Genomic DNA, 12,264 nt, shown 5'->3' with positions numbered 1-12,264 from the left:
ACAAAGGTAGCATTTTCGAAGTTGTTAGCAAATAGCTGAAAGAGTTGTTTGCGTCTCTATCTGTTTCGCCCCATTGATTCACCCGTTAGTGATCCATCTAATTACTTCTCCAATGAGAAATGCTAGGAGAAACGCAAGATAGATGAAAACTGGGACTCTAACCCACCAGCGAGCTTGACGGCTAGCATAGGCGGCTCCCTCATAGTTGCCAGCGTGGTAGTAAGAGGAGACCTGTGTAGAGTAGACAATCGCAACAATTCCTGCTATGCGACAGAGAAAGATGGTCACAAGGATACTCCAGACGAGATAGGTCGGTGGCATAGGAGGACGAGCCGATGGCCAATCCACTAGGCCTGCAGTGTCGTAGCGAGGAGCTTCAGTCGCCCGACTAGATGGCTCCTGATAAGGAGGAGGCGTCTGTGCCGTCGTGGAAGCAAAGAGCGAGTTCAGCTCGCTCACCTGATAAGCGGGTATCCAGTCAACGATATCCTCAGCCCAGACCATCGTGTCGGGTGTGATCTCCATTGCGGCAAGCTCCTCTATCGTATAGGGTCCAGCTGGCTGATCATTCTGAATGATGTAGTATTGCTTCATGAGATTTGTTTAGCACACAGCCAAAGGTACTAAATGTTTGTAGACAAGAGATCTACTCAGGCACCGCACCTCTCACCATGGAGACCGACAGCTCATCTCGAGAAAGTGCCATCGCTACTCGACCGAGTTGAGGTGCGAAAGTTTTCCTCCGTTGGAAAACAAAGTTTCCAGCGTTGGAAAACAAAATTTCCAGCGTTGGAAATTTTATTTTCCAAGGCTGGAAAGCTTTTTTGGAAAACAGCTGTGACACTGAGGCATATAGATAAATAGAACGCTCCCGACGAGGAGCGATGCCTCATCGGGAGCGTTGCATTAGGAGACTGTTGCATAAAGGCGAATCGCTGTGTTGCTTTCGGGATTCGGCTTCGGTCACATACGGAGGTATGCTCCCTTCAGACCTCACCCTCAGCGCCTTGCGCTTCATCCTTTCTGCAAAGTCAGGACAATCTTGCAAGCAAGATTGTGAGCCTGTTGACTTTTGCAACAGTCTCATTAAGTGCACTCTAAGTCGTAGCGGGCGCAGAGCGTCTGCGCTAGCACACTTAGTTCATCGCCCAGATCTCCTCGTCGGTCGGCACGTGAACGTGTGGCGACATACGAGCGATGCGAGAGATGTTGAGTAGGTGCTTGTAGGTAAGGTTCTCCGAGATAGAGTTATTGCCCCAGCTACCACATCCTAGAGTTGTGGTCACGGAGAGACCGTTTTGGATCGATCCACCAGCCGTAATCGAGCAGGGAGCGTTGACGATGAGACGCGAGATGGTGATCTCGTCACCAGCCTTGATGATGTTGCCCTGATTGTTCGAGTGGATGCCTGCCGTGTGGCCGCTACCCTCCATCTTGAGGTTGGTATTGGCAATCTCGATAGCCTCGTCAAAGTGCTTGTAGGGCAGACAGGTCATCACGGGGCACATCTTCTCCTTGCAAATAGGATCGGCCGTGCCGACGCCCTTGGCAGGAACGATGAGCATTCGAGTGCCCTCGGGTACGGAGATGCCGGCGAGCTGAGCAATGTGCTGTACGCTCTTGCCGACGACGTCGCGGCTGATGGAGCCATTGACAAAGAGCGTATTGACTAGCTTGTCATGCTCCTCAGCTGGTACGAAGTAAGCTCCGTGATCCTTAAAGGCCTGGAAGATCTCCTCCCGGTGCTGCTCAGGATAGATGAAGCACTGCTCACCAGAGCAGATGATGCCGTTGTCGAAGATACGTCCGCGAATGATGGTCTCGGCAGCCTCGTTGTAGTCGATATGCTCGTCGAGGATGACCTGCACGTTGCCAGCACCTACGCCAAAGGAGGGCTTGCCCGAAGAGTAAGCAGAGTGTACCATACCCATACCTCCGGTAGCGACTACGACGTCGACAGCCGCCATAAGGTCTTGCGTGGCTTGGATAGAGGGCTCGGTGACGCACTGGATGAGGTGCTCGGGAACGTTGAAGTCCTTGAGACGCTCCAGTATGAGCTGGATGGTATGTGCGGAGCAGTTCTTAGAGCGTGGGTGTGGCGATACGATGATAGCGTTGCGCGTCTTGAGGGCGAAGGCGATGTTTGCCATCGGTGTGACGATCGGATTGGTCGTCGGGGTGATAGCAGCGACGACACCTACGGGCTTAGCGATCTTGATGAGACCGGTCTTCTCGTCGATGTCTAGTACGCCCATACTCTTCTTGCCCTGGAGGTTGCTCCATACGCCTTTTGACTTGTTGCGGCACTTAGCTACTTTGTCCTCATAGACGCCCATCTCGGTCTCGTCGACCGCTTCACGAGCGAGCATCTCAGCATTGTCATAGACGACACGACAGAGAGCCTTGACGACCTGGTCTACAGCGTCCTGGTCGAAGCGTGCTTGGTAATCCTTCTGTGCCTCTCGTGCTAGAGAGACCATTTCTTTGATATCCATGATATGGTTGTTTATAGATTGAATTGTGTGATGAGACTTTTGCAACAGTCTCATGATAGCTTTATTAGTAGAGAGCCTTGTAGATGTCTCTGATCTCGTCCCGTGTGAGGGGTGTGTAATTGTTTGCAAGGAGGCGCTGCTGCGTAGCGATGACCGCATCGGCAAAGCCTTCGATCTCCTCCTCCTTCATACCGTAGGTGCGAAGCGAATTCTTGGCGATCAAAGCTGAGAGTAGTGCGTCGATCTCGTCAAAGAGCGTGGCGGGCGTACAACCCATCAGCTTGGCGAGCTTCTCCTTGAGGAGCTGCATCTGACCAGCTGGAGCTTTGCGCTCGTAAGCCTTAAAGACCTCGGTGAAGAACTGATAGTTTGCCTCTCCGTGCGGTACGTGATAGGTGCCACCGAGCGGATAAGAGAGCGCATGGACAGCACCAACACCCGCATTGCCAAAGGCGATGCCCGCGAAGTTGCTCGCCATAATCATCTCGCCCATACAGTCGAAGCGGTAGTCGGGACCCTTGTCTCGTATCTTCTGGAAGACCGGGATGATGATCTGCCAAGCAGCTTCGCTAAAGATAGCGGTGTAGGGATTGCACTTGGGCGAGAGGAAGGACTCCACAGCATGTATCAGCGCATCGATGGCGCTGCAAGCGTAAAACTTGAAGGGCAGCCCCCTCAGCAGCTCAGGTATGATGACCGCATTGTCAGCTACGATGGCATCATCGGCGAGTCCCATCTTCGTCTGGCGGCTCTTGATCTCAGCGATGGAGATATTGGTCACCTCGCTACCAGTACCGCAGGTCGTGGGGATGATGATGAGCTGCTTCTCCTTGACGAGCGGGATCTTCTTGTCAAAAGCGTCCATCACGTCTGTCAAGCCACGCAGCACAAAGAGCTTGGAGATGTCGATGACCGTGCCACCGCCTACGGCTATGACACGATCGTAGTCTGTGCCCTGGAGGTCGTGGAGGATCTGATTCATCATCTCCTCCGAGGGCTCTCCCATGCCGTAGTGCTCCTGCATGACGAAGTGGCAGGGTAGCTGGGAGGCTTTCATAAAGGGCTCGTAGAGGAAGTCATTGGTGATGACTAGATCACGCTCCCCGAGTGCAAAGGCTTTGGCAAAGTCTGCAAAGGTATCGAACTGGTCGATGACCGTCTTGAGCTTGAATAGTTGCATAGTAAGAATGTATTGTTATAGTTTGAATCTTCTCTTGCACTCCGCCTCTAGCTCGGGGCGGAAATTGGGATGAGCGATAGCTGTCAGTGCCAAGGCTCGCTCACGGAGCGACTTGCCCTTGAGGTGCGCTACGCCATACTCGGTGACGATGTAGTCCACGTCGTTGCGAGAGGTAGTGATGGCAGCACCCTCCGTGAGTAGGGGTACGATGCGGGAGGCGGTGCCTCGGCGTGCCGTGGAGGGGATAGCAATGATGCTGCGCCCGCCCTTAGACCAAGCGGCACCACGCACGAAGTCTACCTGTCCGCCTGGACCGCTGAACTGTCGCAAGCCCATAGCCTCCGAGACCACCTGCCCCATGAGGTCTACCTCGATACAGCTATTGATGCTCACGAGGTGATCGTTTTGGGCGATGATGCGCGGATCGTTGACATAGTTGACGGGACGCATCTCGATGGCTGGGTTGTTGTGCGCAAAGTCATAGAGCTCTTGCGTACCCATGAGGAAGGTAGCGACCACCTTGTTGGGGAGGAGCGTCTTGCACCGGCCCGTGATGGTATTAGCCTTGATGAGCTTGACCACACCGTCAGAGACCATCTCGGAGTGTATGCCGAGATCCTTCTTATCCTTGAGGAAGAGCAAGACAGCATCGGGGATCGCTCCGATGCCGAGCTGGAGCGTATCTCCATCCTGTATGAGCTCTGCGCAGTTGCGTCCGATAGCCTCCTCGACCTCTCCGATGCGTGGCAGGTCAAGCGCGTAGAGTGGGTAGTCGGCCTCGACGATATGTGTGAGCTGAGAGATATGTATGAGGTTGTCTCCGCCTACGAATGGCATCTGCTTATTGAGCTCTCCGATGACGATTCGCGCCTGCTCAGCGGCGGGCTTGCTATAGTCACAGGAGGTGCCGAAGCTACAGTAGCCCTCCTCGTTAGGATAAGAGAGCTGCACGATAGCCACGTCGGGGTGAAAGACTCCCCCGGGCTGCATCATCGATGGCACCTCGTAGAAGTAGGAGGGGACGAAGTCCGCGCGCTGCTCATCGACAGCGGGACGCGTGTTGGCACCAACGAAGTTGGTCACGAGTCTGAAGTGTCCCTCCATCTCGGGTGCTGTGTAGGGGCTTTCGCCCAAGGTGACCATGTGGAAGATGCGGACGTTGTGAAAGTGCTCATAGTTTCGAGCTAAGGCAGCGACGCACGCTTGCGGTACAGCGGCCGCATGAGATAGTACGACGAAGTCACCGTCCTGTATATGGGAGACCGCTTCGTCTGGAGAGATACTACTAAATGGGATAGACATATAGAGAGATTAGAGGTTAGAGGTTAGAGATTGGCTGTTAGCTAGAGCTATCGGAGCCATCGGAGTGCTAGTGCCAACAGCCAACAGCTAAGAGCTAAGAGCCCTTATTTTCGTATGATCCGGAGCGCCTCGGCGATGAGTTCATCGCTGACGCTGTCGTCTACGGTGACCGTTAGGGTGGGGAGCCCCAGCTCGCTGCGTAGCGTCTCCTGCACCACCTCTTGGATCGTGCTACTGAGCGAGGGGCATGCCTGACAACTCCCCGAGACCTTGACGAAGACCTCTTCGCCAGCGACCCTCAGCAGTGCTATGTCGCCCCCGTGTGCTTGGAGCTGGGGACGCACACAGCTACTGATGATGGTCGTGATCTCGTCTACCCTAGAGGATAGATCTGTCATAAGAGATAGGGACTACTTGCCCTGAGGCTTATCTAGAGAGGTGTCGATATGAGCTATCTGACGAGCCAGCTCCTTCTTTGCCTCCATATTACACTGACGCGAGATCATAATGCGCTGAGCCTGTGGTGAGCCAGCACCATGTAGACTCTCCGTGCGGTAACCTACGGCTGCGGTACCGAGCGTGAGGTTCTCGATCAGACGTAGGATGCGCATACGATTCACCGTGTCCGTGCCCTTAGCGCCAGCGAGGTACTTACGTACGAGTGGCCCAACCTCCTCGTGCTGCAGGTCAGCTTGGCTAGGCATCGTAACCATCAGACCGCCTGCTATGTCCTCAGCGAGACGTGTGATCTCGTAAGGATAGCGAGTTACATTCTGCTTACAGACGTTGGCTAGAAGCATATCGATCAGGTAGTTGCCCGACTTAGTCTTCTTGCCCTCAGCCGAGCAAGCGATACCGCAAGCGTAGAGCGTCTCATTGAGGTGAACCATCTCGATCAGCTTGTCCTTGATGTGCGAAGCCCGAGGCACGCCGTTGTAGTCAGCAGCCAGAGCTGCAGCACCGATCAGGACGTCGCCCACACCAACCTTACAGCCACCATAGGACTGACGGTGATAGCCAGCGAAGCGCTCGACAAGCATATTGGAGAACTGATACTCACGGCACATGAAGACACGCTCCATAGGTACGAAGACATGATCCATGATGAAGAGCGTCTCATGACCTCCGAAGGTGGAGTTACCCAGGTCAATGTCTGCGCCCTCCTCCATCTTACGCGTGTCGCAAGACTGGCGACCGTAGATGATCGTAACGCCCTCGGCATCACTGGGGATGGCAAAAGAGACAGCGTAATCAGCATCCTCCTCACGCATCGAGCAGGTAGGCATGATCAGGTGCTCGTGCGAATTGACCGAGCCAGTCTGGTGAGCCTTGGCCCCCGTGACGACGATACCGTCAGGGCGTATCTCGTTGATATGGACGTAAAGGTCGGGGTCCTCCTGCTGTGAGGGTGAGAGACTGCGGTCGCCCTTTGGGTCAGTCATAGCACCGTCTACGACGAGGTCGTTGTCCTGGCAGTACTGTACATAGTCTCTGAAGCGCTGGTGATAGTTAGTGCCACACGCCTCGTCCATCTCATAGGTGGTAGACCAGATAGCGTTGAAGGCATCCATACCGACACAGCGCTGGAAGCAGCTAGCGGTCTTCTGGCCGAGGAGACGCTGCATCTTGACCTTCTTGACGAGGTCCTCAGCACTCTGGTGAATGTGGCAGAAGCGATTGATCGTCTTGCCCGTAATGTTGGAGGTAGCGGTCATCAGATCCTTGTACTCCTCCTGCTGCGCCAGCTCATAGGTCATCGCTAGCGAATTGAGCGATGGACGGATCATGGGGTGGTCGACAGGGTTGTCGATCTTCTTGCCCATGAAGTAGACATTGAGATGGAGAGCTCTAAGGCTCTCGATGTACTCTTCGCGTGTTTTCATAACTTCTTTTCTGTATAAAGTGAATAGAATCGTCGTGCGTCAGAGTAGGACGATCGAGATACAGAGCAGAAGTTACGGGCAGCGTCACACGCCTACAGGGCGAAGCCTGCCAAGACCTCCCGGCTGGCAGTAGAGTGTGACTGATGCGTGTAGACACAACGAGAGGGAGCCGCATAGCCAGTCTCACTGCTATGGACTCGATCATACGCACTATGTGAAGCCATATATGTCCCGCTGTCATTCTTTTTATTTCCTAGCTCTGAAAACAAAAGTCCTATGGCACAGGCAGGTCTTCTGACTTCTCCCTAGTTCGTATAGCTCACATCGAGTCGTACAAAACGGGCGATACCCTGAGTCTTCCCATAGCTACCTACGGTACCTTCACGCGAAGGCTAGTAGGGGTCGTGCTACAGTGACATCATAATGCAGGGGCACACTTCAGGAGTTACAGCTGAGAGTACAGTCTTGGCTTCGCACCAAGTTCCCTATTCAGACGGGGTGACAAGATTGGTTGTTCCTCGTACACCTATGCACCGCAAAGGTACATAATATATTCTAATCCAACCACAAGAAGCTGTTAGCCGTTGGCTAGAGTCACTAGTTCCACTAGAGTCCCTAGAGCCACTAGCCAACATCTAATTTCTAATCTCTAACTCCTAATCTCTTTTTTTGATATCTTTGCCTAGAGCTGACGCAACTCAGTAGATGCTACGAGTTTAGTACGATGACTCACCTTGACAATTGCTATCTCGTGTAGCAGAAGACACTAAGCATAGGAGAAAACATAAATCCATAATACGAACAAACATGAAAAGGATTAGATTACTACTAGGATGCGTCCTAATTATTTGCCTGTCACTATCGCAAAGCATGCTTCTGACAGCACAAGAAGACCTTGTCGCAGAGATGAATGGTGCCTATGCGACTGGGACAGAGTTCAATCTATGGGTATCATCCCGCTCTGGCTCCATACGAGTCGACTATGGCAGCGGCTCACTCACTGAGCTACAGGTCTCTACAGACCCTAGCTTGCCGACGAAGATCAACAGCTACACCACAGAAGGCAAGTCAGTCAAAGTATACGGCCGCGACCTAACAGCTCTACGATGCTTCTGGAACAAACTTACGTCTCTCACGCTCCACGCTCCAGAGCTAGAGGTACTCATCTGCCACACAAACAGCATACCCTCTCTCGACCTGACCGGTAGCCCTAAGCTGCGCATACTCGATGCTACAGAGGCGGGGTTGACGACCCTTCAGATGAACGGTCTGACCCTCATCGATACGCTCGTATGTGATGGCAACGAGTTAACACAGCTAGATCTGAGTGGCATGACACGACTCAAGCTCTTGGAGTGCTACAAGAATAAACTGTCGCAGCTGGATCTCTCCTCTTGTACAAATCTCATCAAGGTGTCAGCTTACAAGAACCAGCTCACGGCACTCAACGTGTCTGGACTGACTAAGCTAGAGGAGGTCTCTTGCTGGAGAAATAAAATAGCCGAGCTAGATCTCTCCTCAGCAGCTGCACTCAACGCTCTAGACTGTAGTGAAAACAGTCTGACCAAGCTCCTAGTCAGTCCATCGGCTCCTATTAAGAAGATCGAACTCTATGACAACCAGCTCTCAGAGGAAGCTTTTAATAGCTTTATCAAGAGCCTGCCTGATCTATCTGGACAAGAGTCAGGGACCCTCAAGGCGGTCAAAACAAGTACGACAACTCCCGAAGGAAATCAAGTATCTCCGCAAGCCCTCCGAGAGGCTCAAAGCAAGAACTGGCGCATCTACAAGGGATATGAAGAGATACCCGTACCTATGCCCCATGCGACCCTGACGACTAGTGGTGTCTCGCAGTGGACTATCTCTGCGCAGCTAGTTGATGAGTCTCAGAAAGACAAAGCATGGATCGACTGGAACAACGATGGCATCTGTCAAGACAATGAGAAAGGGCTCCCTGAGGGCAAGCATGCCGTAGAGACTAACACTATCACGATATATGGCGATCTAGAGGGCCTCTTCTGCTATGAAAACGCCCTGACAGATATAGACGTATCCTCTCTCCAGAGCTTGAAGCGCTTGAACATTAGTGACAATAGCTTGACTCAGATAGACCTCTCTCACAATCCGCTCCTCGAGGAGCTGTGGATGCAAAACAATCAGTTCACAACGATCGATCTATCACACCAGCCAGCACTCGATAATCTCAATGCCTCGAATAATAAGCTCACAGAGATAACATTCGCTCCTGAGTCAGCAACGAACCGTATCGATCTGTCTAACAATAAACTGACGAATATAGACCTATCAAATACGCCTCACCTAGCCTTGCTCAACTGCAATGATAACCAGCTGACTGCTTTCGACTGTAAGCCTGTCGGAAACTTGAGCTTCCTATATCTAGCAAACAACCAGCTTACGGCTCTCGACCCCACTACCCTACCTGAGCTTATAGAGTTAAATCTAAACGGCAACCATCTCTCCACCATCAATCTAGAAGGTCTCGAGTGGTTGACCAAGCTACTCCTAGCTGGCAATAACATATCCACTATCGATCTCACCGGCTGTCCAGATCTAGCGCAGCTTAACCTAGCAGAGACCCCCCTGACCGGCTTAGACCTAACCCCCTGCGGCAGCATCTTCTGGCTCAATCTATCTGCATGCGGGCTGAGCAGTGTAGATGTCACCTCTCTATCTAACCTATCTAACCTATATCTCCCCTACAATAAGCTGACCGAGCTAACCCTGCCTACGGAGTGCGAGGAGCTAGTAGCACTAGACATAGAGGGCAATCAGATCAGAGGTGATAAGATGCAGGCTCTCATCGACCAGCTTCCTAACAAAGAGTATGGTGTGGGCGAGTTTTATGTAGTAGCTCAGGATAGTCTCTACGGCAATGCTATCTCTAGAAATCAGGTAGAGATGGTTCTTCAAAAGTCTTGGAAAGTATTCCAAAGCACCAAGTCCGAGCCAAAGTATATCGAATTTGAAGGCTACACGATGTGTCCTGTACACCTCACAGTAGGAGAGCATGGCTCTGCCTCTATTGTGAACTATCAACCCTACAGTGAAGTTCCCATGGGTGTCCGGCTACAGCTCTCTGTAACGCCTGAAGCAGGCTACAAGATTCAGTCGATACTCGTCAATGGAAAGCCCCTAGAGGGCATGGAGTTCGAAGTGCTCCAGGAGACTAACGTAGAGATCCTCTTCCAAAAAGAGACAGCTCTGCAAGCTCCAACTGATGCCTCTGTCGCACTCTATCCGAACCCCGCAACAGACTATATCACCATCCGCACGACTATCGGCAGCACTATCGAGCTCTTCGCTAGCGATGGCTCGCTTGTAGCCACAACGCAGACCAACATGCCAGAAACTACTCTCTCCGTAGCAGAGCTGCCAGCAGGACGTTACGTAGCACGGATTACCGAGCGTGACGGCAAGATGGTACTAACGCCTGTGATCATCCGATAAGCTTCGTCGTCTACCAGACTGCGGACTAACACACGCAGTCTCCATACATGAGACTGTTGCAAAAGTCAACAGTCTCACAATCTTGCTAGCAAGATTGTTCAGACTTTGCAGAAAGGATGAAGCGCAAGGCGCTGAGGGTGAGGTCTGAGGGAAGCATACCTCCGTATGTGACCGAAGCCGAATCCCGAAAGCAACACAGCGATTCGCCTTTATGCAACAGTCTCCATACATAGAGCGACCCCTGTAGGAGTGCATACTAAAGCATTCCTGCAGGGGTCACTACATTCATTGTATGTCGCTACGCTAGCTGGATGATTGTCGGAGCGAGCACAGAGCACGCGGAGTCGCTCACAGCGCGACCTCGACCACGTAGTCGATGAGACCTGCGGGGCGACGGATGGTCAGCTGCAGCGCGCCACTATCAGTACGCGTATAGGCTATCGGCTCACGTGTGATATAGTCCACCACTGCCGTTGGGGTCTGTGGCAGAGAGATCTGGATCTGCTCCACATCTTCAAAGATATGGAGGTAGAGTTTCGCCCCCTTTGTTGTGGAGACGCCCCAAGGTTGCTCGGCAATGAGCCCCGCCTGGCTCCCGTAGATCGTCTCTCCATAGCGCTCCATCCAGTCCCCGATTCCGTTGAGCCGCTCGATGGCCTGCTCTGGTAGCTCGCCATTGGGCTGTGGCCCCACATTGAGTAGTAGATTGCTTCCCTTGGCAGCGGCGCGGACTAGTAGCTCGACCAGTTCGGCAGTACTCTTATAGTTTGTATCAGCAACTTTATAACCCCACATGCCATTCATCGTTTGGCACATTTCCAGAGGCAAGTGGCTGATCTGCTGCCCCGAGAGACCCGCTTTGTTTTCGCCTGGCAGGTCACGCTCGAACATCTGAAAGTCTTCGCCCTCAAGTGGCGAGATATGGTGGTTATTGCCTATCAGACAGCAGGGCTGAAGCTTATGGATGTATGCGTATAGCTCCTCCATCCTCCAGTCAAACGGGATCGAGTCGCTGTCGTGATCCCAATAACCATCTAACCAGATAGCCCCCACCTCGCCATATCGGGTCAACAGCTCATGGAGCTGCGCCTTCATAAAGGCAAAGTAGGAGTCATAGTCAGACGCCATGACCCGCCCCGTGTGTAGCCCCGTCCTACCTAGAGGATAGTCTGGGCGGATCCAGTCGAGGATCGAGTAGTAGAGATGTAGCTTGAGCCCCTCAGCCCTACACGCCTCGGCAAGCTCGCTCAGCACATCCCGCCCGAAGGGGGTAGCGTCGACAATGTTGTAGTCGCTCGTCTCCGTATGATACATCGAGAAGCCATCATGATGCCGCGTCGTAAAGGTCACATAGCGTGCGCCTGACCGCTTGATAGCCTTAGCCCACGCCGTAGCATCAAAGCGTATCGGGTAGAAGCATGAAGCAGCCTTAGCATACTCATCTTTGTTGAGCTTGCCAGAGTTGAGATACCACTCCCCCTGAGCATACATACTATACAGCCCCCAGTGAATGAAGATACCTAGTCGGCTCTCCTCAAAAGCCTCTCGCGCCTGCAGATTGCATGGCGATGGTGTGTAGCTACGCTGAGCAAAGAGGGCTCCGCACCCTACCAGCAGCATAACTATCCATAGTAAGCGTCGTCTCATAGTTTGTTATTCGTTGCCTATATCGATTGACTCCGCAAACTTACGAAAATGATTCGTGACGCACCCCACCCCAGCTAGCAAGACAAGAGCACTTCTAATCTCTGACGCCTTATAATCGCTCTGTCAGGAGCTACACATAGCGACAAACGAGGCTTGGATGAGTTCACTATATATAATAATGTGTCACCCCTGCCCTCTAACCTCTAACTTCTAAGCTCTAACCTCTAATCCCTGTTTACATATCTTTACGGGGAAATTCGTCCGATTCCCTCCTTTCTCGAATATCCAC

9 protein-coding genes and 1 riboswitch are annotated in these 12,264 nt (G+C 52.6%); of the genes, 1 reads left to right on the top strand and 8 read right to left on the bottom strand.

All coding sequences use genetic code 11. The annotated features are described in order from the left end of the window. Positions 1-78 precede the first annotated feature (78 nt). The 7 genes from RDM37_RS03095 to RDM37_RS03065 all read right to left on the bottom strand — a co-directional run bounded on the left by RDM37_RS03095 (position 79) and on the right by RDM37_RS03065 (position 7,084). Entirely contained in the window at positions 79-594 is a 516-nt protein-coding gene (locus RDM37_RS03095; RefSeq protein WP_308554903.1) for a CD225/dispanin family protein, read from the bottom strand. A 542-nt stretch (positions 595-1,136) separates the two neighbouring features. Continuing rightward, a complete protein-coding gene (locus tag RDM37_RS03090) occupies positions 1,137-2,495 on the bottom strand; it encodes an aldehyde dehydrogenase family protein (RefSeq protein ID WP_308554901.1) in 1,359 nt (452 codons plus the stop codon). Between the two features lie 64 nt (positions 2,496-2,559). After that, the gene (locus tag RDM37_RS03085) at positions 2,560-3,675 is read right to left on the bottom strand and encodes a 4-hydroxybutyrate dehydrogenase (RefSeq protein WP_308554900.1); all 1,116 of its coding nucleotides are present in this window, start codon (positions 3,673-3,675) and stop codon (positions 2,560-2,562) included. Positions 3,676-3,690: 15 nt separating this feature from the next. Then, positions 3,691-4,977, bottom strand: a complete 1,287-nt coding sequence (locus RDM37_RS03080; protein ID WP_308554898.1) for an acetyl-CoA hydrolase/transferase C-terminal domain-containing protein — start codon at positions 4,975-4,977, stop codon at positions 3,691-3,693. A gap of 104 nt (positions 4,978-5,081) precedes the next feature. Then, positions 5,082-5,375: a NifU family protein gene (locus tag RDM37_RS03075; protein ID WP_297113302.1), complete on the bottom strand. Its 294-nt coding sequence runs from the start codon at positions 5,373-5,375 to the stop codon at positions 5,082-5,084. A 12-nt stretch (positions 5,376-5,387) separates the two neighbouring features. Next, positions 5,388-6,860 carry a 4-hydroxyphenylacetate 3-hydroxylase family protein gene (locus RDM37_RS03070; RefSeq protein ID WP_308554896.1) on the bottom strand — a complete coding sequence of 491 codons (1,473 nt, stop codon included), beginning with the start codon at positions 6,858-6,860 and terminating at the stop codon, positions 5,388-5,390. A 92-nt stretch (positions 6,861-6,952) separates the two neighbouring features. After that, on the bottom strand, positions 6,953-7,084 hold the full coding sequence (locus tag RDM37_RS03065) for a hypothetical protein (protein ID WP_308554894.1): 132 nt from the start codon (positions 7,082-7,084) through the stop codon (positions 6,953-6,955). Between the two features lie 42 nt (positions 7,085-7,126). Beyond that, positions 7,127-7,405: riboswitch (cobalamin riboswitch) on the bottom strand. 325 nt (positions 7,406-7,730) lie between these two features. Here RDM37_RS03065 and RDM37_RS03060 point away from each other — a divergent pair. Next, on the top strand, positions 7,731-10,328 hold the full coding sequence (locus RDM37_RS03060) for a T9SS type A sorting domain-containing protein (protein ID WP_308554892.1): 2,598 nt from the start codon (positions 7,731-7,733) through the stop codon (positions 10,326-10,328). A 348-nt stretch (positions 10,329-10,676) separates the two neighbouring features. Here the strand turns inward: RDM37_RS03060 and RDM37_RS03055 are convergent, their stop codons facing one another. After that, positions 10,677-11,975, bottom strand: a complete 1,299-nt coding sequence (locus RDM37_RS03055; RefSeq protein WP_374043021.1) for an alpha-L-fucosidase — start codon at positions 11,973-11,975, stop codon at positions 10,677-10,679. Positions 11,976-12,264 lie beyond the last annotated feature (289 nt).

This window comes from uncultured Porphyromonas sp., from assembly GCF_902489635.1.
Lineage (GTDB): Bacteria > Bacteroidota > Bacteroidia > Bacteroidales > Porphyromonadaceae > Porphyromonas.
Note: the sequence above shows the minus strand (reverse complement) of the source record. Positions and strands in the feature narration are given on the sequence as shown.

Coding starts and splice junctions, on each gene's coding strand:
- RDM37_RS03075 (WP_297113302.1), bottom strand. CDS start 5,375: ATGACAGATCTATCCTCTAGGGTAGACGAGATCACGACCATCATCAGT.
- RDM37_RS03055 (WP_374043021.1), bottom strand. CDS start 11,975: ATGAGACGACGCTTACTATGGATAGTTATGCTGCTGGTAGGGTGCGGA.
- RDM37_RS03080 (WP_308554898.1), bottom strand. CDS start 4,977: ATGTCTATCCCATTTAGTAGTATCTCTCCAGACGAAGCGGTCTCCCAT.
- RDM37_RS03070 (WP_308554896.1), bottom strand. CDS start 6,860: ATGAAAACACGCGAAGAGTACATCGAGAGCCTTAGAGCTCTCCATCTC.
- RDM37_RS03065 (WP_308554894.1), bottom strand. CDS start 7,084: ATGGCTTCACATAGTGCGTATGATCGAGTCCATAGCAGTGAGACTGGC.
- RDM37_RS03085 (WP_308554900.1), bottom strand. CDS start 3,675: ATGCAACTATTCAAGCTCAAGACGGTCATCGACCAGTTCGATACCTTT.
- RDM37_RS03090 (WP_308554901.1), bottom strand. CDS start 2,495: ATGGATATCAAAGAAATGGTCTCTCTAGCACGAGAGGCACAGAAGGAT.
- RDM37_RS03060 (WP_308554892.1), top strand. CDS start 7,731: ATGCTTCTGACAGCACAAGAAGACCTTGTCGCAGAGATGAATGGTGCC.
- RDM37_RS03095 (WP_308554903.1), bottom strand. CDS start 594: ATGAAGCAATACTACATCATTCAGAATGATCAGCCAGCTGGACCCTAT.